Annotated in this window: 25 protein-coding genes; 10 read left to right on the top strand and 15 right to left on the bottom strand. The window is 52.9% G+C overall.

The annotated features are described in order from the left end of the window. Window positions 1–203 precede the first annotated feature (203 nt). From P8H26_RS06675 to hemC, 4 genes are all read right to left on the bottom strand, one after another. Window positions 204–1,925 (bottom strand): heme biosynthesis protein HemY, encoded by a 1,722-nt coding sequence (locus P8H26_RS06675; protein ID WP_289632117.1) that lies wholly within the window; start codon window positions 1,923–1,925, stop codon window positions 204–206. 24 nt (window positions 1,926–1,949) lie between these two features. Further along, the gene (locus P8H26_RS06670; RefSeq protein ID WP_289632116.1) at window positions 1,950–3,338 is read right to left on the bottom strand and encodes a COG4223 family protein; all 1,389 of its coding nucleotides are present in this window, start codon (window positions 3,336–3,338) and stop codon (window positions 1,950–1,952) included. An 83-nt stretch (window positions 3,339–3,421) separates the two neighbouring features. Beyond that, window positions 3,422–4,129: a uroporphyrinogen-III synthase gene (locus tag P8H26_RS06665; RefSeq protein WP_289632114.1), complete on the bottom strand. Its 708-nt coding sequence runs from the start codon at window positions 4,127–4,129 to the stop codon at window positions 3,422–3,424. Between the two features lie 3 nt (window positions 4,130–4,132). After that, the gene (gene hemC, locus P8H26_RS06660; RefSeq protein ID WP_289632113.1) at window positions 4,133–5,062 is read right to left on the bottom strand and encodes a hydroxymethylbilane synthase; all 930 of its coding nucleotides are present in this window, start codon (window positions 5,060–5,062) and stop codon (window positions 4,133–4,135) included. Between the two features lie 213 nt (window positions 5,063–5,275). Between hemC and tsaD the strand changes: the two genes are divergently transcribed. The 5 genes from tsaD to P8H26_RS06635 all read left to right on the top strand — a co-directional run bounded on the left by tsaD (window position 5,276) and on the right by P8H26_RS06635 (window position 8,881). Continuing rightward, window positions 5,276–6,367 (top strand): tRNA (adenosine(37)-N6)-threonylcarbamoyltransferase complex transferase subunit TsaD, encoded by a 1,092-nt coding sequence (tsaD, locus tag P8H26_RS06655; RefSeq protein WP_289632112.1) that lies wholly within the window; start codon window positions 5,276–5,278, stop codon window positions 6,365–6,367. Then, window positions 6,364–7,344: an NAD(P)H-dependent glycerol-3-phosphate dehydrogenase gene (locus P8H26_RS06650; RefSeq protein ID WP_289632111.1), complete on the top strand. Its 981-nt coding sequence runs from the start codon at window positions 6,364–6,366 to the stop codon at window positions 7,342–7,344. The genes tsaD and P8H26_RS06650 overlap by 4 nt, the downstream gene beginning before the upstream one ends. A gap of 12 nt (window positions 7,345–7,356) precedes the next feature. After that, entirely contained in the window at window positions 7,357–7,647 is a 291-nt protein-coding gene (locus P8H26_RS06645) for a YciI-like protein (protein WP_022709672.1), read from the top strand. Between the two features lie 32 nt (window positions 7,648–7,679). After that, window positions 7,680–8,108, top strand: a complete 429-nt coding sequence (locus tag P8H26_RS06640; protein ID WP_289632109.1) for an EVE domain-containing protein — start codon at window positions 7,680–7,682, stop codon at window positions 8,106–8,108. 89 nt (window positions 8,109–8,197) lie between these two features. Beyond that, the gene (locus P8H26_RS06635; protein WP_289632108.1) at window positions 8,198–8,881 is read left to right on the top strand and encodes a methyltransferase; all 684 of its coding nucleotides are present in this window, start codon (window positions 8,198–8,200) and stop codon (window positions 8,879–8,881) included. A gap of 126 nt (window positions 8,882–9,007) precedes the next feature. On the opposite strand, the gene P8H26_RS06630 is transcribed toward P8H26_RS06635, so the two are convergent. Beyond that, window positions 9,008–9,889: a DMT family transporter gene (locus tag P8H26_RS06630; protein WP_374708242.1), complete on the bottom strand. Its 882-nt coding sequence runs from the start codon at window positions 9,887–9,889 to the stop codon at window positions 9,008–9,010. Between the two features lie 237 nt (window positions 9,890–10,126). Between P8H26_RS06630 and P8H26_RS06625 the strand changes: the two genes are divergently transcribed. After that, complete coding sequence (locus P8H26_RS06625; protein ID WP_289632206.1) at window positions 10,127–11,500, top strand: PLP-dependent aminotransferase family protein; 1,374 nt, start codon at window positions 10,127–10,129, stop codon at window positions 11,498–11,500. Between the two features lies 1 nt (window position 11,501). Here P8H26_RS06625 and P8H26_RS06620 read toward each other — a convergent pair whose 3' ends face one another. After that, entirely contained in the window at window positions 11,502–12,020 is a 519-nt protein-coding gene (locus P8H26_RS06620) for a L,D-transpeptidase (protein WP_289632205.1), read from the bottom strand. 354 nt (window positions 12,021–12,374) lie between these two features. On the opposite strand from P8H26_RS06620, the gene P8H26_RS06615 reads away from it, so the two are divergent. Beyond that, entirely contained in the window at window positions 12,375–13,055 is a 681-nt protein-coding gene (locus tag P8H26_RS06615) for a response regulator transcription factor (RefSeq protein ID WP_289632107.1), read from the top strand. A 168-nt stretch (window positions 13,056–13,223) separates the two neighbouring features. Continuing rightward, window positions 13,224–13,679: a cyclic nucleotide-binding domain-containing protein gene (locus P8H26_RS06610; protein ID WP_289632106.1), complete on the top strand. Its 456-nt coding sequence runs from the start codon at window positions 13,224–13,226 to the stop codon at window positions 13,677–13,679. Here P8H26_RS06610 and P8H26_RS06605 read toward each other — a convergent pair. The 5 genes from P8H26_RS06605 to tesB all read right to left on the bottom strand — a co-directional run bounded on the left by P8H26_RS06605 (window position 13,676) and on the right by tesB (window position 20,711). Next, window positions 13,676–15,259: an ABC-F family ATP-binding cassette domain-containing protein gene (locus tag P8H26_RS06605; RefSeq protein ID WP_289632105.1), complete on the bottom strand. Its 1,584-nt coding sequence runs from the start codon at window positions 15,257–15,259 to the stop codon at window positions 13,676–13,678. The genes P8H26_RS06610 and P8H26_RS06605 overlap by 4 nt on opposite strands. A gap of 164 nt (window positions 15,260–15,423) precedes the next feature. Continuing rightward, the gene (locus tag P8H26_RS06600) at window positions 15,424–16,230 is read right to left on the bottom strand and encodes an exodeoxyribonuclease III (protein WP_289632104.1); all 807 of its coding nucleotides are present in this window, start codon (window positions 16,228–16,230) and stop codon (window positions 15,424–15,426) included. 157 nt (window positions 16,231–16,387) lie between these two features. Beyond that, entirely contained in the window at window positions 16,388–17,029 is a 642-nt protein-coding gene (locus P8H26_RS06595) for an outer membrane lipoprotein carrier protein LolA (protein WP_308446653.1), read from the bottom strand. Between the two features lie 96 nt (window positions 17,030–17,125). Further along, window positions 17,126–19,681: a DNA translocase FtsK gene (locus P8H26_RS06590; protein WP_289632103.1), complete on the bottom strand. Its 2,556-nt coding sequence runs from the start codon at window positions 19,679–19,681 to the stop codon at window positions 17,126–17,128. 166 nt (window positions 19,682–19,847) lie between these two features. After that, window positions 19,848–20,711, bottom strand: coding sequence for an acyl-CoA thioesterase II (gene tesB, locus P8H26_RS06585; RefSeq protein ID WP_289632102.1), 864 nt, complete (start codon window positions 20,709–20,711; stop codon window positions 19,848–19,850). A gap of 307 nt (window positions 20,712–21,018) precedes the next feature. On the opposite strand from tesB, the gene P8H26_RS06580 reads away from it, so the two are divergent. Both P8H26_RS06580 and P8H26_RS06575 read left to right on the top strand, forming a co-directional pair. Next, window positions 21,019–22,290 carry a ubiquinone biosynthesis hydroxylase gene (locus tag P8H26_RS06580; RefSeq protein WP_289632101.1) on the top strand — a complete coding sequence of 424 codons (1,272 nt, stop codon included), beginning with the start codon at window positions 21,019–21,021 and terminating at the stop codon, window positions 22,288–22,290. 109 nt (window positions 22,291–22,399) lie between these two features. Beyond that, window positions 22,400–22,837, top strand: a complete 438-nt coding sequence (locus tag P8H26_RS06575; RefSeq protein WP_289632100.1) for an OsmC family protein — start codon at window positions 22,400–22,402, stop codon at window positions 22,835–22,837. A gap of 154 nt (window positions 22,838–22,991) precedes the next feature. Here the strand turns inward: P8H26_RS06575 and P8H26_RS06570 are convergent, their stop codons facing one another. From P8H26_RS06570 to sdhD, 4 genes are all read right to left on the bottom strand, one after another. Further along, window positions 22,992–23,363 (bottom strand): VOC family protein, encoded by a 372-nt coding sequence (locus P8H26_RS06570; RefSeq protein WP_289632099.1) that lies wholly within the window; start codon window positions 23,361–23,363, stop codon window positions 22,992–22,994. 173 nt (window positions 23,364–23,536) lie between these two features. Next, window positions 23,537–24,316 (bottom strand): succinate dehydrogenase iron-sulfur subunit, encoded by a 780-nt coding sequence (locus P8H26_RS06565; RefSeq protein ID WP_289632098.1) that lies wholly within the window; start codon window positions 24,314–24,316, stop codon window positions 23,537–23,539. Window positions 24,317–24,333: 17 nt separating this feature from the next. Further along, entirely contained in the window at window positions 24,334–26,169 is a 1,836-nt protein-coding gene (gene sdhA / locus P8H26_RS06560) for a succinate dehydrogenase flavoprotein subunit (protein WP_289632097.1), read from the bottom strand. Window positions 26,170–26,177: 8 nt separating this feature from the next. Continuing rightward, window positions 26,178–26,561, bottom strand: coding sequence for a succinate dehydrogenase, hydrophobic membrane anchor protein (gene sdhD, locus P8H26_RS06555; RefSeq protein ID WP_289632095.1), 384 nt, complete (start codon window positions 26,559–26,561; stop codon window positions 26,178–26,180). Window positions 26,562–26,570: the final 9 nt, after the last annotated feature.

Genomic DNA, 26,570 nt, shown 5'->3' with positions numbered 1-26,570 from the left:
CTCCAGTGCTTGTACAGCCTTTGATATGCACTTCAACATAGCCTGCTCGTTATAGGGAGCCAAGTATGGAGAGGTGCTTTGCCTTACAAGCATCTGCTAAACTTTGGCAGAGTCACCAAGCTGCAACAAAAAACATGTGTTCGCCTGATTTATATTGCGAAAACGAAATCAAAACAGACCGACTGCCTCTTTCTTGCTCAGAATCAAAACAACCGGAAAGTGCTTTCCTTGCGAACCGGCAGCTCTGTATCGGCATTCACACCCGGATCATCAACAATCAGACTATGTTTTTCATCCTGACTTCTGATGTCTTCCGCCTGTTTTTCTTTCATATTTTGCACGACAGGGTTATCCGGAGCTTCGGATAAAATCGTTACTTTAGCGGTACGCAGATCACTTTCCGTTTTCTGCGGTTCGGATTTTGGTTGCGTTCTTTGCGGCTCCGGCACAACAGATATCATTTCGGCATCATCAATATCATCCCGAAAAACCGGATCAACTGCTGCTAAGTCAACCGTGTTACGATCAGCCTCGCTTTGTTGGTTGCCGGAATAACCGACAGGCAAAATACGGCTTGTCAGATCTTCGCCTTCAAGAACCGGAGACGTATCCGTCGTTATTTCTGTCAGCGGCACCTTCCACTCAAAAGCGTTCAAACGGCCTGTCACCGGCGAGGCCGGAGCCCAGTGTGCAGACACCACACCATCGGCCGTCCATGCCGGATCACGCGGTGCTTTCACCGCCCGCGCCAGCCATTCACGTACACGTCCCTGATCGCCGGTCTGTGCTTCCTCAATATCGGCCATCAGCAGATAGGCGCTTTCACGCGGGGTGAGCCTCAGTGCCGCTTCAGCATTTTCACGCGCCAGCTTTAGCTCTCCGGCATCCAGCGCCGCCTGAGCGACAATCAGTGCGGATTCTGCATGATTGCTGCGCAAGCCTGCGAGCAGGCGTGCCTTTTTTAAGCGGTCAAGCGCTGTGTCTCCGGCACGGCCATGAATATAGGCTTCTGCAATCTCAGGATGCGGCTCACGCTTCCATGCCGCTTCAAGAATACGATTGCCTTTGCGGATATTGCCGTCACGCAGCAAACAACGCGCGGCGATCAAGGCTGCCGGTATCAGTTCCGGCTCCAGTTTATAGGCCTCGTTCGCAGCATCACGTGAGGCAACGGCATCTGTATCAAAATCATGCATCGCCTGTGCCGTCAGTAAAACCGCACGATTGCGGTTCAATGCCTCGCGGGCAGCTTTACCATCTTTGCCATAAGGAATGACCGCCTTACGTGCCTCAAGCACCCGAAGCGCACCTGAAACATCACCTTCCAGCACCTTATGTCCCAGAACTGCATTTGATGCCCATTCCAGCTGCGGTGCCAATGTGATTGCTTCCTGCGCATACTGAAATGCAGCTTCGCGTACACCCTCGCGGTTGGCTTCAAGATACAGCCCCCGCAATCCCAGAAGCTTGGTTTCAGGATCAGCAATCATCGCCTCAAAATGCCGGCGCACATCATCTTTGCGGCCTTCCAGCAGGGCTGTCTGGGCATCCAGCAAGCGGATCAGCGGCTCCTGATCGGCACGCAGTAATTTGGCTGCCTGTTTGCTCATACGGCGTGCCGCTTCTGCATCACCGGCTCCGGCTGCAATCAACCCTGTGGAGAGCGACTGATAACCACGGTCACGTTTGCGCGCACGGAAATGACGCTGCAAAATATACGGCGAGCGGATCAGATTTTTAACGATCCACCACAGCAGCATTGCTCCGGCGGTAACAGCAACCACCAGACTGGCAGCGACCATCAGAGAAATATTGTGCCGCTCTCCGGCAAATGTGAAGACCAGATCACCCGGACGGTCTGCCAGCCAGCCAAAACCAAGCCCCAGCGCTGCCACAACAACAAGAAACAGGATTACCCGTATCATACCGTTCTCCCTTTCTTGTCCGCTTTATTGCGCAGGCTGTGCGGTTGCAGCAATCAACTGTGCAAGCAATGCATCCGCATCCCGCCGTGCACTCAATGCATTATAAAAGCTTTGACCAACCTGTTTTGCTGCTTCCGGCAATTGTGCCCATTCGGTCATTGCCCGCTGCACATCGCCGTTTTGCAGCGCAAATTCGATGCGTGCTATCACTGGCCCAACGCCGGAACCAGCGACATCACCGATTGGTCGCGACCGCACCAGATTTTTTGCACTGCCCACCAGCTGATCCCAGATACCGGCATCCACTGCCGGCTTATTCACAGCGGCAACCATACTATCCGCCAATGAGGCAAATTGTGTATTCAGCTGGCTTAGTGTCGGAATACCGGTTTCCGCGAGCGCATCCAATCCTGCAACAGAACCGGCCTGCTCCGGCAGCAGTGACTTATAGGTCTGCAACTCATTCAGATAAGAACCGCCACGATCAATCGCAGTTTTCAAAGCATTGGCCGCAATAATCGCCGCCATATCCGGCTGCGTGGCCTGCGCATCAATCTTGGTCTGCAAGGCACCCAGTTGCTGTTGCAACGCTTTAACCTCATCCGTATCGGTATTCAGTGCAGCATTGGCCTGCTCCGCCTGCGAACCGATCGTATTAAGCTTTGTTTCCATCGCATTCAGCCGCTCGGTCAGACCACTCACCAGTGTGCTATCCGCAGGCTGCGCCTGCCCTGCCAGTGCTTTCAGCTGCTCCTGCAAGGCTGTTACATCGGCACGGATCGCCTCATCATTTCCTGCAGGTGCTTCGCTGACTTTCGGCATTGCATTCAAGCGTTGCTGAGTTTCTGCTGCGCTTTTCTCTGCAGCTTCCAGACGTGTCAGTAAATCCGCATTCGGTTTGGTTGCAGCCTGCAAACCGGCGATCTGCTGTTTCAGATCAGCTATTTCTGCGATTGCCGCTTCATCACGGCTATTGGTTTGCGTCGGGAGCAAGCCCAGACCAGCCCATTGCAGTACGGTCGTACCCAGCAGAACAATCACACCACCTGCCAGCCCTGCAACCCAAGGCGAAGTTGTTTTTTTCGTCTGCGGCGTTGGACTGGCGGTTGAATTCATGGTTTTTCCTGATGCAAATGGATTTGGGCCAGAGACACCGGCAGAAGAAGCCGGACGGGAAGCTGTCTGCGGCGGTATCGGTGTTGCCGGTTTCGCTTCAGCTTCAGATTTCGGTTCGGGCGACACAGAGGGTTTTACCGCAGGTTTCGGATCACCCACCGGCTCTGCATCCGGTACAGGTTTACCCGCAGATTTTGCGGCAGACGTCTCAACAGATTTCACATCAGACGGATCAAGATCAATCACCACCGGTTTACGGGTCGCCTTGCTATGACGTGACACTGTGGATTTAGCCATAAGTCCTCTCGCAGAAATCTGTATTTAAACTTCAGATGCAACCTAAATGACGGAATTGAACAAATGGTTGCATTCTTTTCCCGTCAGCACAATTCCAGCAGGCGCAACAAAGCATCTTCATCAGGCGTATCGCTGATGCATATTTGTGCGCTACATGCCGGTAATTCTGCGGCAATCCGCTGCGAAAGACAAAAAATAAATTTCGCACCCTGGATAAAAGCTCCCTGCGCCTGCTTGTCCAGTGCAACAAACTGTCTGGCAGCAACAGCAGAATAGAGCAAAATCACCTCCGCACTGACCTCATCAGCAATCCGGCTCAGCTCGGCATCATTATAGGTAACAGGGCGGGTGTCATAAGTTTCAGCAACTGTCAGATTGATACCGGCAGCAGACAATTGCGCCTCAAAATCCGGCCGCCTGATTTTGCCGGTGAGGTAAAGAACATGACTGCCCGCTGGCATAACAGATGCCACATGGCGCCCCAGATGCAGCCCCCAGCCATCACCGGCATAGATTGTCTCAAAGCCCGCATCCCGCGCTACAGATGCCGTTTTCTCGCCAACTGCATAAAGCTGCAAATGCCGGTATGGTACCAATAAGCTTGGCTCGATATGGCGCAGGGCATTGGCGCTGGTCACGGCAACAACATCAAAATTGCCTTGCGGCAATGATGCATCCGTCGCCACAGTTTCACTCACCGGCAGACAAACCGGCTGATAACCCGCCGCTTCAAGTTTTGCGGCGGTTAAAGCTGCATCCCGTTGCGGGCGTGTGACCAGAACCCTGCGCATATTTCAAGCCCAGCTGGTGAAGAAATCAGCACCGGCTTCTGCACGGATACGCTCTGCGGCTTCCTTGCCCAGCGCCGCCGCATCCGTCACAGCACCTTCAATGGAAACGCGATGCAGACGTGAACCATCCGGTGTCAAAATCATCCCTGAGAAATGCAAATGCCCGTCTTTAATTTCAGCCAAACCGGCAATCGGTGTGCGGCAGGAACCGTCAAGCTGCGCCAGAAATGCGCGTTCACAAGCCAGACGAATAAATGTCTCTTCATGATTGAGCGGCTTGAGCAGGGCATCAACACGCGCATCGCCGACACGGCTTTCAATGGTAATTGCGCCCTGTCCCGGAGCAGGCAAAAACCGCTCCGTATCCATCAGCTCTGTGACCACATGCTCAAGACCAAGACGCTTCAGTCCTGCAAAAGCGAGAAATGTACCGTCAACCTGACCTTCATCAAGCTTGCGCAGACGCGAATTCACATTGCCGCGAAAGGTAATGACATTGAGATCAGGACGGATGTGCCGGATTTGTGCCTGACGACGCAGACTGGAAGAACCGACGGTCGCCCCCTGCGGCAGATCGGTCAGTTTTGCGCTGGTTTTGCCGACAAAAGCATCACGAGGATCTTCGCGCTCCAGAAAAGTGGAAAGATGCAAACCTTCCGGCAAAACAGTCGGCATATCTTTGGTAGAATGCACTGCAATATCAATGCGTCCCTGCAACAGCGCATCTTCAATTTCCTGCGTGAACAGGCCTTTGCCACCAATTTCCGACAGCGAACGATCCTGAATACGGTCGCCCTGCGTAGACATCGGCACGATTTCAACATCCGCTTCGCTTAAACCATGCGCAGCCATAAGGCGTGCGCGTGTTTCCTCTGCCTGTGCCAGTGCTAAAGCGCTGGAACGTGTTCCGATTTTTAAACGTGGTGTTTGCATCTGGCTCTGTCCGTGGTACGCGAATGTCAAAGGCTTCTCTAACTGCCTTTCACCTCAGGGGCAAATTCATGACTGTAATATCATGAATATAATGCCACTATCCGGTGCAAGACAGGAAGATCAGCGAAGTTAATTTATTGAACGCATACTCCTTATGCAAAAGTGCTCAGCGCTTTTGCCGGAAATGCTTTGTTAATACGGGTCTAATCGCTTATGCGCGTGCTTGGAATAGAGACAAGTTGCGACGAAACAGCCGCAGCTATCATTGAACGCCATGAAAATGAACAAGGCGGGGTGTCTTCACGCATCCTGTCCAATGTTGTTCTGAGCCAGATTGCCGAGCATGAACCTTATGGCGGCGTGGTGCCGGAAATCGCAGCACGCGCCCATGTGGAAGCGCTCGACGGATTGATCGCTAAAGCACTTTCCGATGCAGATATGAACATCAATGATGTGGATGCAGTGGCTGCAACTGCAGGCCCTGGCCTGATCGGCGGGCTGATTGTCGGCCTGATGACAGCGAAAGCGATGGCTTTTGCTGCGGACAAACCTTTCTATGCCGTCAATCATCTGGAAGGCCACGCCCTGACAGCGCGCCTGACCGACGGACTGGCTTTTCCATATCTGTTATTGCTGGTTTCCGGCGGTCATACGCAGGTTATTCTCGTGCACGGCCTTGGCCACTATGAACGCCTCGGCACCACGATTGACGATGCGCTGGGCGAGGCTTTCGACAAGACGGCTAAATTACTGGGACTGCCGTATCCGGGTGGCCCTGCGGTTGAACAGGCGGCACTCAAGGGCGATGCCTCACGTTTTGAACTCCCGCGCCCACTCAAAGGCGAAGCACGACTGGATTTCTCCTTCTCCGGTCTCAAAACCGCTGTACGCCAGACAGCAACCCAGCTTGTACCGCTGAGCGATCAGGATGTAGCGGATATTTGCGCCTCATTTCAGGCTGCCGTTGCCGATACACTGAATGACCGCGTAAAGCGCTCTCTGCTCCGTTTTCGTGAAGCCTATCCGGATAAAGAAAACCCGACAATGGTCGTTGCCGGTGGCGTTGCCGCCAATAAAGTACTGCGCAAAGGTTTGGAAACGCTTTGTGAAAAACACGGTTTTGATTTCCTTGCCCCACCGCATATTCTGTGTACCGACAATGCAGCCATGATCGCATGGGCAGGCGCGGAACATGCCGCGCGTTCAGAGCCCGATGGGCTGGATTTTGCACCGCGCTCGCGCTGGCCGCTAGACAGCACATCGGCACCATTGGTCGGTTTTGGCCGCAGAGGGGCAAAGGCATGAACAAGAAGATTACAGTCTTGGGCGGCGGTGCATGGGGAACAGCGCTCGGCTGCATGGCCGCGCAGAACGGACATGAGGTCGTGCTCTACGCCCGCGATCCGACAACGGTTGATGACATTAATCACAACCATCGCAACAACCGCTATCTCGGTGATATTGCCCTGCATGATAATCTGCGCGCAACCAGCGATGCAGCAGAAGCGCTGACCAATGCCGATACAGTGCTGGCCGTTATTCCTGCACAATCTATGGCCGCAGCATTGCAGGAACTGAAACCGCTGATCCCGCCGCACTGCCCGGTTGTGCTTTGTGCCAAAGGGATTGAGCGCTCAACCGGCCGGTTAATGTCGCAGCTTATTGCCGATATTCTGCCCGACCACATAATTGCCGCTCTTTCCGGCCCCAGCTTTGCCAGTGATGTGGCACGCGGTATGCCGACAGCGGTTACCATTGCCTGCGAAGATTTAGCGATTGCCGATGATCTCGCCGCACAATTTTCAGGCAATACATTCCGCTGCTATTCATCTGATGATCTGACCGGCGTTGAAATCGGCGGCGCTTTGAAAAATGTGATTGCCGTGGCGGCAGGTGCTACAATCGGCAAAGGTCTTGGCGCATCGGCACAGGCAGCGCTGGTCACCCGCGCTTTTGCGGAACTACGCCGCATAGCGGTAGCCTTTGGCGGACGACCTGAAACCCTGATGGGATTATCGGGTTTAGGCGATTTAATGCTGTCCTGTTCCTCCCCGCAGTCACGTAATTATTCCTATGGACTGGCCTTGGGGCGCGGTGAACCGCTGGAAGGCTTGCTACTGGCCGAAGGTGTGGCGACAGCACCGATTATTGCCGAGCTTTGTGCCAGCAAACAGATCAATGCGCCGATCATTACAACAATTGCAGCTTTGCTCAGTGGCAGCATTACCATTGATGCCGCTGTTACCGGATTATTGTCCCGTCCTTTGAAAAACGAAGATTAGGAGCCTGACCTCATGCTGTTCGCCATTCTCTGCAATGACAAAGCCGACCATCTGCAACTGCGCCTTGATACCCGCCCTGCCCATCTCGATTATCTGAAAAGCCTTGGCGACAAGATCAAATTCGGTGGCCCTTTTCTGAGCGAAGCCGATCAGAAACCAGTGGGCAGCATGCTGATGGTTGAAGCTGAAACCATTGAAGATGCAAAAGCCGTTGCCGCTGCAGACCCTTATGCATTGGCAGGCCTGTTCGACAATGTGACTGTGCGCCCGTGGAACTGGGTCATCAACAAACCTGCTGAATAAACTTGGCCTGCTGAATAAATCCGGAGAAAATCGTGGCATATTGGCTGTTTAAATCTGAACCATTCAAATGGTCGTGGGAAATGCAGAAAGCCAAAGGCGCTGTCGGCGAGCAATGGGACGGCGTACGCAATTATCAGGCACGCAATAATATGCGCGCCATGCAGCTTGGCGATAAGGCTTTTTTCTACCACTCCAATGAGGGGCTGGAAGTTGTCGGTATTGTTGAGGTCTGCGCTCTCGCTCACCCTGACAGCACCATTGATGATCACCGTTGGGAATGTGTGGATATCCGCGCCGTCTGCGATATGCCGAAGCCGGTGACGCTGAAAGACGTCAAAGCCAATCCGCTTTTGAGCGATATGGCGCTGGTCACATCCATGCGTCTTTCGGTGCAACCGGTCAAAGAAGACGAATGGATCGAAGTCTGCCGCATGGGCGGATTAGACCATACAAAAATCTAAGAAACACAGATGCAGAACGCAACCCAAATACTATTTCGGAAGCGTTCTGCTTTTGCAGTCGCGTATCCCCTGCTTGATCCGGAGCGTCTATGCCCCGCCTGATCCCTGACACGACACGCGCAACACAATTCATCCTCGCGAATACCGGCATTCACCACCCGCCCCATGTGCCGGAAATCGCGCTTCATCTTGCAGATGAGGCGCATGAGCTCTGGCACAAGACCGAAGAAGAACTTTCCGAAATCGGATTACCGCCACCCTATTGGGCTTTCGCATGGGCAGGCGGTCAGGGCGTTGCCCGCTATATTCTCGATCATCCGCAGGCTGTACAAAATAAACGCATACTGGATTTTGCCTCCGGTTCCGGTCTGGTCGGCATTGCTGCCCTATTAAGCGGCGCAAGTTCTGTAATCGCCAATGATATTGATCCCTTTGCCCGCCATGCCATTAGTCTCAACACTACACTGAACAAAGTGTCCTGTGACTTCAGCGATGAGGATCTGATCGGGCAGGATGTGAGCGACACCACTGACGTTTTGCTTGCCGGTGATGTGTTTTATGACAAGCCACTGGCAGACAAACTTATCCCGTGGTTTGACATGCTGGCCGCCAAGGGTGTGCAGATTATCGTCGGCGATCCCGGACGGTCTTATCTGCCTCGGCACCGGCTGAAGGAGCTGGAAGTCTATTCCGTACCCGTCACCCGCGCTCTGGAAGATGCAGATGTCAAGCGCACCACCGTCTGGTACTATGGTAAAACAGAACAGGCGTAGCTGAGAGCTACGCCTGATTGGTTTGGGTATGATACTCAAACATAGCATTTCGCGACATTCTTCAAATATAACGCTTCGCACATTTTTTAGTTTTGTCGCTAAGCGCTATATTTTGAGCAATAGTGCTCAAATATAGCGCTTAGCTCCGGCAACACACATCACCACAACACATGCCACCGCCATCATCGCTATACTCACCGGTTCGTCCAGCACAAAAGCTGCCAGAGCAAGACCGAAAAACGGCTGCAATAATTGCAACTGCCCCACGCCTGCCGCACCGCCAAGTGCCAGCCCGTGATACCAGAAGAAAAAGCCGATCAGCATACTGAACAACGACACATAGGCGACACCCAGCCATGCAGGTGCCTCAATCGCCGCAAAATTATCCGGCCGCAAAGCAATAACCAGCACCAGCATTACCGGCAGCGCCAGAACCAACGCCCAGCAAATCACCTGCCAGCCGCCAATGGTGCGGGACAGACGCGCACCTTCCGCATAGCCATAACCGCAGACAATGATCGACAACAGCATCATCACATTGCCATAGAGCGAAAATTCCCCGCCCGACTGATCTTTTGCCAAAGCGAAAAATGCCACCGCCGCACTGCCCGCCAGCGAGAACATCCAGAACCGCCATGACGGATTACTGTCTCCCCGCAACACCGCAAAAATTGCGGTACTCAACGGCAGCAGCCCCACAAAAACAATCGCATGAGCTGAGGTCACATATTGAAGTGCAAGAGCACTAAAAAGCGGGAACCCTACAACCACCCCGCCCGAGACCAGCGCCAGCGAAATCAGCTCTGATGACGTTGGCAATTTCTCACGAAAAGCCAGCAACAAAGCACCGCCCAAAAGACCGGCAATGGTTGCGCGCAAGACCGTGAGGAAAACCGGATCAATCTGCAAAACCGCCAGACGGGTTGCGGGCAATGAACCGCTGAAAATTAAAACACCGATAAAACCGCTGATCCAGCCTGCGCTTTGGCTCTCTGCCTGCATACTCATTTTCATATATTCTCGAAATTTATTGCGTATTTCGTGACAAATATTGATACACAAGCGAAATTGTCAGATACAATTTCAGTACAATTTAAACAAACTGTACTGCTCAATTCGGAGATACAGATGACATATCATTCCGGATATACCGCGCCAGACAGGCTGCAAACAGCAAGCGACACAGCAGCTCAGCTTTCTGTCAGTCAGGAAATTCTGGAAGCGACAACGCTGGTTGAGAAGGTGATGACGATTATCCGCGACCGCATCAACGCCATGAGCCTGATGCCGGGCGCGCGTCTGCCCTCCATCCGCCGCTTGTCGGAAACCATGTCCATATCCAAGTCCACAGTGGTGGAAGCCTATGACCGGCTGGTGGCTGAAGGTATTATTCAGGCGCGGCGCGGTGCCGGTTTTTTTGTCGCTGAAAAAAATCATCCACCGCTCATCAGCTCGGATTTTGCAGACACTCACAACCGCAACATCAACCCCTACTGGGTAATGCGGCAATCATTGAGCAATGCGGAGACCACATTCAGACCAGGTTGCGGCTGGCTGCCATCAGGCTGGTTGCCGGAAGACGCCATTCGTCGCGCCTTGCGCCAGATCGCTCGCAACCCCGCAGCCAATATATCGGAATATGATGAACCGCTCGGCTTGCCGCCACTGCGTCAGCTTCTCAGCACCCGTTTGCGTGAACAAGGTGTGACAGCAGCTCCTTCGCAAATCCTGCTTACCGATTCCGGCACCAATGCGCTTGATCTGATCTGCCGCACCTTTATCCGCTCCGGTGATACGGTGCTGATTGATGATCCGTGCTACTTCAACTTCCGTGGTCTGCTGCTGGCACAGGGCATCAATCTCATCGGCGTACCTTACACACCGCAAGGCCCCGATCTGGAAGCTTTTGCCCGTCTTTGCGCGCAATATCGTCCAAAGCTCTATCTTTGCAATTCCGGTATTCACAATCCGACCGGCGCCACAATACAACCGGCGACTGCGCATCGTCTGCTCAAACTCGCCGAACAGCATGATCTGATTTTGGTCGAAGATAATATTTTTGCGGATTTTCATCAGAACCCGCCGCCGCTGCTGGCAGAACTGGACGGGTTAGAACGGGTGATCCATATCGGCAGTTTTTCCAAATCCCTGTCAGCGGCCACCCGCACCGGCTATATTGCCGCGCGTCCTGACTGGCTTGAAAATCTTACCGACATGAAACTGGCGACCAATTTCGCCAGCAATGCGCTGTCCTCACAGATCATCTATCAACTGCTGACGGATGGCAGTTACCGCAGCCATATTGAGAAAATCCGTGTCCGGCTGGCAGAATGTCAAACACGAATCCGGCAAAAGCTTCTGAATACAGGCTTCAGAATATGGTGCGAGCCGGTTGGCGGTATGTTTCTCTGGGCGCAATTGCCGGACGACCTGCCAGAGGGCGTGAACAGCGATGTCATCGCCAGACGCGCTCTGGATCACAACATTGTTCTGGCGCCCGGCAATATTTTCAGCCAGTCGCAGACTTGTGGGCAGTTCATGCGCTTCAACGTTGCCCAGTCTGCCCATCCGAAGATTTTTGAAACGCTCAAGCAGATCATGTATCTGCCTCTAGAATGAATCAGCCGCGACGCACACGGATCACTGTTTCACCGGAGAGATGTGGCAATAAACGCATCATATCGCGGCGGCTGAGAGCGATACAACCTTCTGTCGGCGTATAGGTTTCGCGTGAAAGATGGAAGAAAATCGCGCTGCCGCAGCCTTTTTTGCGCTCGGTAATATTCCAGTCCATGACCACACAAATATCGTAGAGCTCATCCTTGCGCCACATCTTCTCGTGGCTGCGCTTATAGGTGGCAGCAACAGGCCGGTTGTAGTTGCGGTCATTGGCAGCATCACACCAGCCATCCTGCGGCTGTGTTGGCCGAAAACGCAAAGCTGTAGCCGGCTGATCTCCGACCACCGGTGTTTGGCGACGATACCCATAGAGCAGACGCATCTGCGTCAAAGGCGTTGCACCATCCCCTTCGCGCTTACGCGAAGACACGCCGCCCTTGCCCAAAGCACAGCGCAACACAAGCGGCCCCGCGATCAGATAGCCCTGACTGCAATGCCCCGGACGCACATGAACATCCATAACTTTAATGGCGCGGGATATTTTTTTGTTGGTGTCTGCCTGCAGCAGGCCGCTCTGTTTTAGTTGTCTGCCCAATATCATCTGTTCGGCCCCCTCCGGACCAGTTTTGCATGCTATTTTCCGGTAACGCTCTGGAAACACCAGAGAATCATTTCTCCCGCCATATATTTACACAGCTAATTCTATTCACATCCATAAACTGATGTCAGATCACTTAAAAGCAGCATTAAGAGTGCATATTATAAGGTAAATTTTGTTTCATCTGACCTCTCTTTAGTTTTTCTTCGTTAAATGTCATAAATCACCCATCTTGCTGATGTTCAGCTCCCGTTTTTGAAACCGAATGAGGCAGATATGATCGCCCATACACTTCTGATCGTTGATGATGATGAGGATCTCCGTTCCATCCTGATCGACCAGCTGTCACTTCATCCTGAATTTCAGATCCTGCAGGAAGACACTGCCGGAAAAGCTATTCAGACCGCACGGGCAAATAATATCAGCCTGCTGATTATGGATGTCGGCCTGCCGGATATGGATGGCCGTGATGCCGTCAAACAGCTGCGGTCCGGTGGTTTTACATCACCTATCATTATGCTGACCGGTCACGATACGGATTGCGACACCATTCTGGGCTTTGAGTCCGGTGCCAATGACTATGTCACCAAGCCGTTCCGCTTTGCGGTTCTGCTGGCACGTATCCGTGCGCAGTTGCGCCAACATGAGCAGAGTGAAGACGCGACCTTTATCGTCGGGCCCTATACATTCAAGCCAAGCCAGAAACTGCTGCTTGATCAGAAGGGCGATAAAATCCGCCTCACTGAAAAAGAAGCCGCAATCATCAAGTTCCTGTACCGTGCCGGTGGCGTGGTCGGGCGTGATGTGTTGCTGGAAGAGGTCTGGGGCTATAATTCCGGCGTGACTACGCATACGCTGGAAACCCATGTCTATCGCCTGCGTCAGAAGATTGAGCCGGATCCGTCCAATGCCAGTCTGCTGATCACAGAAAGCGGCGGCTATAAGCTGGTTCCCTGACATAAAATAAATGCAGTTCAGACGTCTCGGCGCTCTGAACTGCTTTATATGCTGTATAAGGCGTTATTTTATCGAAAACTTTAGATATTTTTCGGTAATTTGAGTTACTGCATAATTCTCCAAATCACGTTAGGTTTGGAAAAAGGATTATGTGTAAGAAAGAGGCATATGGCACTCGATGATGACATTCAGTTCCTGAGTACGATTGGCCTTTTCGAGGCCTTCTCGGCTCAGCACCTGCGGCTGCTCGCCTTTGGCGCAGAGCGCATGGTTCTGCGTACCGGCAGAGAACTGTTTCAGGAAGGCCAGAGCGCCGATTGTGCTTATATTGTTGTCAGCGGCAGCATTACCCTTTTCCATCAAGATAAACAGGAGCGTGTCAACCTGCGCTCAATCAGCTCCGGCTCTATCTTAGGCGAAATGGCGCTGATTGCCCAAACCAATCGCCTGACCGGTGCCGTTGCCGATACAGAAACCGAAGTGATCCGTCTCAGCCGCTCCATTTTCCATCGTATATTGGAAGAATATCCGGAACTCGCCGCATCTCTTTACCAGCATATCAGCAATAATCTGAACGAGATGGTTGAGCAGATCGACAAGCTGTCATCCAGTTTCGAAAGCTAAACTCCTAGTTGAATGCGCCGCGTGATTCCAATCGCGCTTAAAAACGCCTCATCGTGGCTCGTAATCAGCAATGCGCCTTCATAGGCATTGAGCGCCGTTTCCACTGATTGCAGCGCAACAATATCCAGATGATTGGTCGGTTCGTCGAGAATGAGCAGTTCCGGCGCCTGAACCCCACCCAAAACACAGGCCAAACCTGCCCGTAATCTCTCACCGCCGCTGAGTTCACTGACCTTCTGTAAGGCTGCATCTGCTCGAAACATGAAACGTGCAAGCGCAGCGCGACAATCATTGTCCGTGGCTTCAGGTTGAAGGCGTTTGAAATTATCCCTGATGCTCAGATCATCGTCCAGCAGACTTACATGCTGATCCAGCATCGCATGCCGGACATAATATTGTACGCTGCCTTGCTGCGGTGCCAGCTTTCCAACCAATACATGCAGTAACGTCGTTTTTCCTGACCCGTTAGGCCCGCACAGGGCAATGCGTTCTGGTCCCGTGATCTGCAAAGACAAATCCTGAAACACCGGCTGACCACCGTTGAAGGCCATTGTCAGATGCTCCGCGGCCAGAACAGTTTTGGTTGCCGCAAGGCTGACATTGCCCAGGGCAAAATTCTGCGGGATCAGCCGCTCAAACTTGCTCTGCGCTTCGCTCAGAGCCTGCTGGCCGCTTTCAGCCTGCTTTTGCGCCAGCTGATTATTACGCCCGCCGGTTGCCTGTGCGCGATCTTCTCTCGCATCCAGCAATAACTTGCTTTGCCCTGCGCTGAAGCGTGATTTCTTACCGGCAGAATCCCGTTTCTCCTGCCGTTCCCTGATCAGGCGCGCCTGTTTTTCAGCCTGTTTGACTACTGTTTCGGCCACTGTAAGATCATGACGGGCAGCGGCCAGCTCTTCAGCTTTGCGCGTCTCATAAAAATCCCAGTTACCGCTGTAAGATGAGACGCCAATCGGCGTCAGCTCAATAATCCGATCCATCTCACGCAACAATGTACGATCGTGGCTGACCACCAGTGCGCCGCCACGCCAAATGCGCAACAGCTGCAATACAGCATCACGCCCTTGCGCATCCAGATTATTGGTCGGCTCATCCAGAAGGATCAGATCCGGTTCCTGAAAAATCAGGGCAGCCAGAGCGGCACGGGTTTTCTGCCCGCCACTCAATTGATCAAGCTGAGTTTGCGGGGTGATCGCAGATAGTCCCATTTTGGTCAGCGCATCTTCAATCCGCATTTCCAGCGTCCAGTCTGCATCTGCCAGATCATCATCCCTGCCTTCGCCTGCAAGAATACGTGCCTGTGCAGCCAGTTGTTCGGCTACACCAAACAAATCCGCGACAGTTTCATGGGTTTCGTCAGTATTTTGATGCAGAAAACCGAGTTTGCCGTGACTGGTCAGCGAACCAGTTGCCGGTGCAATTTCACCAGCGATGATCCGCAGCAAAGTTGATTTACCCGTACCGTTACGCCCGATCAGACCAGTGCGTTCGCGCGACAGATGAAGAGAGAGATTTTGAAAAAGACTGCGGCCGTCAGGCGTTTGCGCAGAAATATTTTGCAGTGTGTACAGAGTTATCAAGAGCAGCATCCAGTGAAACAACAAAAACATCAGTTAAGAAAAACTGTGCTGTCTGCTTCATTGTGATGAACTCCTGAAAATACACTACTTATCGGCACCAATGGCCGGTGATATTCATTTAGACAGGCATCGTGACTTATTCAAGTCACGATGCCTTGAATGTTTTAATCCAGATCAAAGCGGGCAATCACCGGCACATGATCCGACGGGCGCTCCCAGCCACGGGCATCGCGTAAAATTTTCAGTTCTTTCATATGCGGCTCAAGATCTTTCGAACCCCAGATATGATCAAGACGGCGACCACGATCCGCGGCATTCCAGTCTTTGGCGCGATAACTCCACCAGGTATAAATCTTCTGATCCGCTGAAATCATCTGACGCATCAGATCGCTCCAACCGCCTTTAACGCGCAGATCTTCCAGCGTCTCGGTTTCAACCGGCGTATGGCTGACAATCTTGAGCATCTGCTTATGCGACCAGACATCATTTTCCAGCGGCGCAATATTCAGATCCCCCACCAGAATAGATGAATGACCATCACCGCGATCCGCAGTCACCGCGCGCATTTCTTCAAGAAAATTCAGCTTATGCGCAAATTTCGGATTGATATTGACGTCTGGCTCATCACCACCGGCAGGGACATAAAAATTATGAATGCGAATTGATTTTCCGCCCGCCTGCACGACACCGCTCAGGTGTCGGCAGTCTCCCATATCGCAAAAGCCGATCACTTCTGTGTTTTCCATCGGTCTGCGCGATAGTGTGGCGACCCCGTGATAGCCCTTCTGACCGCTGATCGCGATGTGCTCGTAACCGGCATCCCGCAGCGCTTCCAGCGGGAACTGGTTATCAGGGCATTTGGTTTCCTGAAGACACAAAACATCAGGTGTATGTTTTTCAAGAAAATCCAGAACCAGCGGCAAACGAAGGCGAACTGAATTGATATTCCAGGTTGCGACGGAAAAACTCATAAAACTGCTCAACAGGCTGAAGGATAAAAGAAACAAGGCGGTGATATTTCACCGGCTTGTGCACCATAAGCCCCTTATACAGGATGTGCAAATACCGGATAAATAAAAAATGCCGCGCAAGGTTTTGCGCGGCATTTTCAATCATTATCCTGTGCAATCAACGGTTCTTACGTTTCATCGCCATGCGCTGATAATCAATTTTGAACATGTTATCCGCGAAACGCACACCCTTCTGCACGTTGAAAATCATCACCGTGGTATCCTGACGTTGCGCATCAGTAATCGTCCACTGCTTCAGTTCTGCATTGGCCGGATCAAACATCAGCGCAATTGTGGCATCGGCAAAAACCGCTTTATCACCCAAAATCATGGTCATCGCATCCGGTTCGTTTTTCAAACCGCGCAAACGACCACCACCCAGATCAACATGATCGCTCAGCAACAATTTCAGTGGTGTTTTCGACAGCGGATACAAATCCCAAGTATCCAGCTTCTTATTATTGACGACCACAGATTCACCATCGGAGATCACGGTGATCGGTGATTTATCGTAATTGAAGCGAATTTTACCCGGGCGCTCAATAAAGAACTTACCGCCGGTCTGATCCCCTTTAGGACCAAACTGCACGAATTCACCGGTCATGGTTTTCACGGACGTAAACTGATTGGCAATGGCCTGCGCCTGCGCACCGCTATTGGCTGATTGCGCCTGAGCCAGTCCGGCAGGCAGCAACACACCCAGAGTTATGGATGCAGCAGTGAGATATTTTACAACCGTGAAAGGCAGTTTCAGTTTCATCAGAGAAATATTCTCCCGTATCCGTCTTGGCGGCTCTTCACCGCATTTCATATTCTTTTATAAAGCGGCAGTTTGACCTGACTGTGGCAGGATCAATCAGTAATCGTCATCCTGCGTCGGCACGAGAATTTCACGTTTACCGGCATGATTGGCAGGGCCGACAATGCCTTCCTCTTCCATGCGCTCAATAATCGAAGCCGCACGATTATAGCCAATGCCGAGACGACGCTGAATATAACTGGTCGAAGCTTTCTTATCGCGCAACACCACGGCAACCGCCTGATCATAGGGATCGTCCGAGTTTTCCAGATTAGAGGTACCGGAAGGCGCAGAACCGCCCTCATCCTCGTCATCTTCCATAATCGCATCCAGATATTCCGGTACGCCCTGCGCTTTAAGATGCTGAACCACCTGTTCAACTTCATCATCCCCGACAAAAGGCCCGTGAACACGCTGAATACGTCCGCCACCGGCCATAAACAACATATCACCCATACCAAGCAGCTGCTCTGCGCCCTGCTCGCCAAGCACCGTGCGACTGTCGATTTTAGAGGTGACCTGAAAGGAAATACGGGTCGGGAAATTCGCCTTGATCGTACCGGTGATCACATCCACCGACGGGCGCTGTGTTGCCATGATCACATGGATACCGGCTGCACGCGCCATCTGTGCCAGACGCTGCACCGCGCCTTCAATATCTTTACCCGCCACCATCATCAGATCGGCCATTTCGTCGATAATCACGACGATATAAGGCATTGGCGCCAGATCCAGCTCTTCGGTTTCATAAACCGCCTCGCCAGTATTGCGGTCAAAACCGGTCTGCACCGTGCGGGAAATCTGCTCGCCTTTTTTCTCGGCCTGCGTCACACGGCTGTTGAAGCCGTCAATATTACGCACACCGACTTTCGACATTTTACGGTAGCGGTCTTCCATCTCACGCACCGCCCATTTCAGGGCAACAACCGCCTTTTTAGGGTCAGTCACCACAGGGGTGAGCAAATGCGGAATTCCATCATAGACAGAGAGTTCCAGCATTTTCGGATCAATCATAATCAGGCGGCATTCCTGCGGGGTCATGCGATAGACCAGCGACAGGATCATCGTATTAATCGCCACCGATTTACCCGAACCGGTCGTACCCGCAACCAGCACATGGGGCATCTTTGCAATATCAGCGATAACCGGCTCACCATTGATGGTTTTACCCAGCGCCAGTGCCAGCTTGGTCTTGGTCTGCATGAAATCACGGCTCGCCAGCATTTCACGCAAATAGACCATTTCGCGCTTCGGATTAGGCAGTTCAATACCAATCGCGTTGCGCCCCGGAACCACAGCAACACGGGCAGAAATCGCACTCATCGAACGGGCAATATCATCGGCCAGACCGATCACACGGGAGGACTTGATGCCCGGTGCCGGTTCCAGCTCATACATGGTCACAACAGGACCCGGCTTCACCTGAATAATCTCACCGCGCACGCCGAAATCTTCCAGCACGCCTTCCAGCACACGGGCATTCTGCTCCAGCGCTTCTTTCGACAGCGACGGATCACGCGCCACCACTTTTGGCTCGCTCAGATAATTGAGATCAGGCAGTATGAAGCGCCCGCTGGTATTGACCGGATGGCTCGGTGCCCGCGCTGTCGGTGCCTTGCGTGCCGCCTGCATACGCGGCGCCTGTGCAGGCATAGGTTGTTGTGGCACCGGCGCATAATCATTATCGTCAAAATGCATGTCATCAACGGCATGAGCGGCAGGTTCAAAACCCGGCTCAAACCGCTGACCGGCTCCCCGACGCGCGACTGTCACATCACCGAACGGATCATCATCACGGTTGCGTTTACGTGGCGTTGAGGGCGTGCGTTTCAGACCAAACATGCGGCGTACCGATGCCTTGGCACTCAGCATCCAATGCGATGCGGCACCCAAGGTCGAAGCAGACAGGGTTGAGAAAAAGCCCGCGCGGATTTCGCCGGTTTCCTCATCAAAATCTTCATCATCATAATGATCATCCGCGACCTGACGGGCTTTAGCACGGACAGGTTTGGTCAGACTGCGCTCGCGCCCGATCAGACCGCTGGCAAAGGCACATAACCACAAAGCCGGCACTGACAAGATAATCGCAATACCAAGCGCAATTGCACCGGTCGGAAACTCACGAAGAAAGACGCCCGGCACTTTCAGCACCATATCGCCAAGCACACCGCCAAGGCCGATCTGCATCGGCCAGCTCTCCGGTGCCTGCACACAGCTGGCAATGGCGGCAAACAGAAGTGAGGCAAAAAACCAAGCCGAAGCGCGCCGTGCCAAACGATCAATACGGCCGTTTACGATCAGCAAAATTCCCCAGAAGACGAGGGGCAGAAGAACGATAACACTGGCAAGACCATAGAACTGCATCGCCAGATCGGCAAAAACAGCGCCCGGATAACCCGCAGCATTGGTCACTTCATTGGCAGTCGCATGACTGAAACTCGGATCAGCCACATTCCATGTGGCAAGCGCAGCGACAGCGCCCGCTACCAGAGCCAGCAGCAGCAAGCCGGAGAAAATATCGATCTGGCGGCGCAGCAAAGCACTGAGCCTCAGACGTTCTCCCCGCACTTCCTGTTCATCTGGCCCGTAGGACGGTGAATAGCCTTGCCGCATGAAATCTGCCTCAACCTGTTATATCGCGCCGATCCTTGCCCTTTAACCGCCATTCCAAAACAAAATACACACAGAAAAGCAGATAAATCTTATGAATCACGCCCGATAGTACGACATAGGTAGTTAAGACCCCATTAACCATGCAGCCGTAATCAAAACAGAAGGATTAATCCCTCACGCGGATGAGGCCTTCCTGCGCCGTGGAGGCAATCAACACACCATCGCGGGTAAAGATTGAACCACGGTTGAAACCGCGGGCACCCGTGGCCATCGGGCTGTCCTGACTGTAAAGCAGCCAGTCATCCAGCTTGTTCGGGTGATGAAACCACATTGAATGGTCAAGGCTTGCCACCTGCATACCCGGATCAAACACCGCGCGTCCATGCGCATGCAGGGATGTATCCAGCAAAGTCATATCCGAGAGATAGGCCAGAATTGCCGCCTGCAACGCACGGTCATCCGGTACCTCACCGCAGGCGCGCACCCAGACATTCTGTTCCGGTGGCAGCGGATCCTTGGTCAGATAATGACTGAGAGAAACCGGTTTCATATCAATCGGCTGATCGCGCTCCAGATATTTGCGCACGGCCTTTGGCGCCATCTGGATATATTGCTCTTTCATATCTTTGATGCTGAGCAGCTTTTCCGGCAGCGGCACATTAAGCGGCATCGGCATCTGATGCTCAAGTCCTGCTTCATCAATCTGGAAAGAGGCAGACAGTGTGAAGATTGCCTTGCCATGCTGAATGGCAACGACCTGACGGGTTGAAAAACTGGAACCGTCGCGCAGGCGATCCACACGGTAAATAATCGGGATGGAAGGATCACCCGGACGCATGAAATAACCGTGCAGGGAATGCACATAACGCCCTTCCTCAACGGTGCGCTGCGCCGCAACCAGTGCCTGACCGATCACCTGCCCGCCAAAAACCCGCTGCCAGCCCACTTGCGGGCTGCGTCCGCGAAACAGATTATGTTCCAGCGGTTCCAGATCAAGGATCGACAAAAGTTCTTTCATTGCTTCAGACATAGGAAACTCATTTTCTGCGACAGCTAGAGCATTTCACAGTCAAGTTGGATCAACTTGATACCCGTGACAATGCGACCAAACAAAAAACCTAGAGCGAGCGCTGTGCCCCACTCCGGATGTAAACCGCTCTAAACTATGGCTACAACCGGTCGTCTGACGGTGCAAGGGATTGCTGATAAAAACTGCGGCATTTCCGCTTGAGACAAACCGGCTTAAAGCCTATCTACATCTATATGATATAAAGCACGAACAGGTTTAATGAGAACTGACAGTCCTGCAAACCTGTCGTGCAGAGAAGGAAACCGTCATGGCAATATCGTCCCGCAAATCATCTCCGGCTGCTGCTGAGGCGGCATCTGCTCCGGTCAAAACAGATGTTCTGATCGCAGGCGCGGGTTATGTGGGGATGACCACGGCGGTTGCCATTAAAACCGGTGCACCACAGCTGGATGTGACGATTATTGATGCGGCACCTGCCGGTCAGTGGAAAAAAGATCCGCGCGCTTCGGCCATTGCCGCTGCCGCCACCCGTATGCTGGAACAGCTTGGCTGCTGGGAAGCGATCAAACCAGACGCTCAAGCCATCAATGATATGGTGATCACCGATTCCCGCGTTTCTGATCCCGTACGCCCTGTTTTCCTGACCTTTGGCGGTGAAGTTAATCCGGGCGAACCATTTGCCCATATGGTTGAAAACAAAGTTCTCAACGCCTCACTTCATGCCAAAGCCGCTGAACTCGGCATTCATGTGATTGAAGGATGCAGCGTTGACGGTTTTACGACCGCCTCCAACGCTGTGACTGTAACGCTTGCTGACGGCCGCACGCTTGAAACAAGATTGCTGGTCGGCGCCGATGGTGTGCGCTCCCGTATGCGCGATCAGGCCGGAATTAAAACCGTTCACTGGAGCTACGGACAATCCGGTATTGTCTGCAATGTTTCCCACGAGCGCCCGCATGAAGGCCGCGCGATCGAACATTTCCTGCCTGCAGGGCCCTTTGCCATTCTGCCACTGAAAGGCAACCGTTCTTCCCTCGTCTGGGCAGAGCGCACTGAAGATGCCAACCGTCTGGTTGCGCAGGATGATTTCGTTTTTGAAGCCGAACTGGAACAGCGCTTCGGTCATCATCTGGGTGAAATTCGCGTTGAAGGCAACAAGCGCGCTTTCCCGCTGGGGCTGACACTGGCGCGTGAATTTGTGAAGCCGCGTTTCGCACTGGTTGGCGATGCTGCGCACGGTATTCACCCGATTGCAGGACAGGGGCTTAATCTTGGTTTCCGCGATGCCGCAACGCTGGCACAGGTGATTGTTGATACCGAGCGTCTCGGGCTTGATATCGGCTCTTTCGCCGCGCTGGAGCAATACCAGACATGGCGCCGCTTTGACACCGTGCAGATGGGTGTCAGCACCGATGTTCTGACCCGACTGTTTTCCAACGACAATCTGGCACTGCGCACCGTGCGCGATATCGGGCTTGGCCTTGTTGATCGCCTGCCAGTGATGAAGAACTATTTCATCAAACAGGCCGCAGGTTTCGGCAAGGAAATGCCGCGCCTGTTGCAGGGTGAAGCGATCTGACCATCTGACCAAACGGCACAGCAGAGCACAATTTTTACAGTCTTTCACTGGATAAGCCATAAAAGAGAACTATCTCTTTTATGGACAAACTCTCACCGAGGATAAGACGATGAACAGAACTGCCACTGCAATCTGGAACGGCGATCTGAAGACCGGCACCGGTAAATTAACAACCCAAAGCACCGCTTTGAACGAACTTCCCTACAGCTTTAAATCCCGCACAGAAGATGTGCACGGCAATGCGGGCACCAATCCGGAAGAACTGATCGGTGCAGCTCATGCCGGTTGTTTCGCGATGATGCTCTCATCCCTGCTGTCCACCAATGGCACCCCGCCAACGGAATTACAGGCGACCGCAACCATCAGCACCACACCTAATGAAGGCGGCGGTTTTTCCATTGCCAAAAGTGATCTGGTGCTGCGTGCGCGGGTTGCCAATATTTCGGAAGCTGATTTTCAAAAACTTGCCAAACAAGCCAAAGAAAATTGCCCTGTTTCCCGTGCTTTGAATGCGCTGGAAATTTCGCTAACCGCCACTTTGCTTTAAAACACATGCATAATAAAAAAGCCGCTAGAGCATATCGCAGTCAAGTTAGATCAACTTGACGACCGTGATAATGCGACCCAACAAAGAATCTAGAGCGAGCGCCATGAAGTCGATTAAACGCGACACGCTCTAGTTTGATCGGCGGCTTTTTTGTTTATGCAGGCATATGACAAACAACTTCAATAACATGCCCGTCTGGGTCTTTGACCAAAGCGCTGAAATAATCAGCATGATAATTGGGGCGCAGAACCGGTGCGCTATGTTCAACGCCGCCTGCACTGAGCGCGGCCTGATAAAAACGCTCAACCTCACCGCGCGTACCGGCTAAAAATGCCAGATGCATCTGCCCTTTATAGGACGAGCCTTTTTGTGCACCGATCCAGAATTCCGGTTTCCCGTGGCGACCATAGCCCTGCCAATTACCAAACTCAGTGACAGCATCAATGCCAAGCGGAGCCAAAGCTGCCGCATAAAAAGCGCGCGCTTTATCTTTATTGGTGACCATAAATCCGATCTGATCCAGCATAGCGGCCTCCGCCAAAGATTACACAACTTATGCAAACACAAAACGCTGACAGCGCGTAAGAGTTGCAAATTAAAGCATAAAAATTTAAGCACGCTTAATCTGGCAGATTTATGAAAGACAATAAAAAAGGCACCGCGAACGGTGCCTTTTTGTTTTTCGATTATTCGCCGTGATTACACGCGGCGTTCAACCATCATCTTTTTAATTTCGGCAATCGCCTTTGCAGGGTTCAGGCCTTTAGGGCAGGTCTGCGCGCAGTTCATGATCGTGTGGCAGCGATAGAGGCGGAACGGATCTTCGAGATTATCGAGACGTTCGCCTTTTGCTTCATCACGCGAGTCGATGAGCCAGCGATAGGCCTGAAGCAGCACGGCAGGGCCGAGATAACGGTCACCGTTCCACCAGTAACTCGGGCACGAAGTCGAGCAGCAGGCGCAGAGAATGCACTCATAAAGACCGTCCAGCTTGGCGCGGTCTTCATGGCTCTGCAGCCACTCTTTCTGCGGCTCCGGAGAAACCGTTTTCAGCCAAGGCTCGATGGAGCGGTGCTGCGCATAGAAATGACTGAGATCAGGCACCAGATCCTTCACAACCGGCATATGCGGCAGCGGATAAATCTTAACAATGCCTTTGATCTCTTCCATGCCCTTAGTGCAGGCAAGCGTATTCGAGCCATCAATATTCATGGCGCAGGAACCGCAAATACCTTCACGGCACGAGCGGCGCAGCGTCAGAGTCGGATCGATTTTGTTCTTGATGTACAGAAGTGCATCGAGAACCATCGGGCCGCAATCATCAAGATCAACATAGAATGTGTCGAGACGCGGGTTTTCGCCGTCATCCGGCGACCAGCGATAGACCTTGAATTCACGTAGGTTTGTTGCACCCGCAGGCTTGTCCCAGACTTTGCCGGGACGGATCTGCGAATTCTTGGGAAGTGCCAGTTCAACCATTGCTCTTTCCCTTGTTCTTAGTAAACGCGCGCTTTAGGCGCAATTTTAGCCAGACTGATACCGCCGTCTTCTTCCTTGACCAGCGGGTCAAGATGAACAGGGCGGCTGCCAAGTGTTACCTTGCCGTCTTCTGAGAGCCATGACAGCGAATGCTTGCGCCAGTTCACGTCATCACGGTTCGGGAAGTCCTCATGGGCGTGGGCGCCACGGCTTTCCTTACGGGCTTCAGCGGCCACAACAGTGGTCATCGCATTGGCCATCAGGTTTTCCAGCTCCAGCGTTTCCATCAGATCGGAATTCCAGATCAGTGAGCGGTCGGTCACTTTGATATCCGGCATTTCTTTCCAGATTTCAGCCATACGCTCACAACCCTGTTTCAGGGATTCCGAGGTACGGAACACGGCCGCATCTTCCTGCATGGTGCGCTGCATTTTTTCACGCAAGACAGCAGTCGGTGTGCCGCCGTCAGCAAAGCGCAGACGGTCGAAGCGTTCCATGATCTTCTCACAAGCAGCGAGATTAAGATCAGGAATTTTTGCATCGCGGTCAATCACTTCACCGGCGCGGATTGCAGCCGCACGGCCGAACACCACGAGATCGATCAGCGAGTTTGAGCCGAGACGGTTTGCACCGTGCACGGACGCACAACCGGCTTCACCCACAGCCATCAGACCAGGCTGTACGCGATCAGGATTTTCTTCCGTCGGGTTCAGCGCTTCACCCCAATAATTGGTTGGCACGCCGCCCATATTGTAGTGAACTGTCGGCAGAACCGGAATCGGCTCTTTAGTCAGATCAACACCGGCGAAAATCTTGGCGCTTTCCGAAATACCCGGCAGACGCTCATGCAGAATTGCCGGATCAAGATGATCCAGATGCAGATAGATGTGATCTTTGTTCTTACCAACGCCGCGGCCTTCACGGATCTCGATGGTCATGCAGCGGGACACAACGTCACGCGATGCCAGATCCTTGGCTGAAGGTGCATAGCGCTCCATGAAGCGCTCGCCTTCGGAGTTGACGAGATAGCCGCCTTCGCCGCGTGCGCCTTCAGTGATCAGGCAGCCTGCGCCGTAAATACCGGTCGGGTGGAACTGAACAAATTCCATATCCTGCAGAGGCAGACCGGCACGCGCAACCATACCGCCGCCATCGCCGGTGCAGGTATGAGCAGAGGTTGCCGAGAAATACGAACGACCGTAACCGCCGGTGGCCAGAACGACCATTTTAGCGGAGAAACGGTGAATGGTGCCGTCATCCAGATTCCATGCCACAACGCCGGTGCAAACACCGTCAGTCATGATCAGATCAAGCGCGAAATATTCAATGAAGAACTGCGCATTGTTCTTGAGCGACTGGCCGTAAAGCGTGTGCAGAATAGCGTGGCCGGTACGGTCAGCAGCGGCACAGGTACGCTGAACCGGAGGGCCATCACCGTAGTTCTGCATATGACCACCGAACGGACGCTGATAGATCTTGCCTTCTTCGGTACGGGAAAACGGCACGCCGTAATGTTCCAGCTCATAAACCGCCGCAGGCGCTTCACGGGCCAGATACTCCATAGCGTCTGTGTCACCGAGCCAGTCGGAGCCTTTAACAGTGTCATACATATGCCACTGCCAGCTGTCCGGACCCATATTGGAAAGCGAGGCAGCAATACCACCCTGCGCTGCAACCGTGTGGGAGCGCGTCGGGAAAACCTTGGTAATACAGGCTGTTTTAAAGCCCTGCTCTGCCATACCCAGTGTTGCACGCAAGCCTGCACCACCGGCACCAACAACCACAACGTCAAATTTGTGATCAACAAAGGTGTATTTGCTGCCGTTAGCAGCCTTATCTTGAGTTGTTGCCATTTGGCCTATCAACCTCCGAAGCTGAGCTTGAGGATTGCAAATACACTCGCGCCGCCAACAACAATCGCAAAGAAGGTGTTGAGCATAACGCAAACAATCTTCAGGCCTTCGCCATGAATATAATCTTCAATAATAACCTGCATGCCCAGACGCATGTGATAAACACCGGTCAGAACAAACAGCGCCATCACAATCGCATTAAACGGATGAGCGACTGCAGCGCGGACTTCTGCATAATCTGCACCATTGAGGCAGATAATCAGACCGATGAAGTAAATCACCAGCGGTACAAGTGCGACGGCACTCATACGCTGTGTCCAGAAATGTCCGGTGCCTTCCTTGGCTGAACCAAGGCCGCGAACCTTACCCAGAGGGGTGCGCATATCTTGCATATCTCAGTC

The sequence above is a fragment of the Pseudochrobactrum sp. sp1633 genome, from assembly GCF_030376605.1.
Lineage (GTDB): Bacteria > Pseudomonadota > Alphaproteobacteria > Rhizobiales > Rhizobiaceae > Pseudochrobactrum.
The sequence above is the reverse complement of the archived record's forward strand: the minus strand, read 5'-3'. Positions and strand labels throughout refer to the sequence as shown.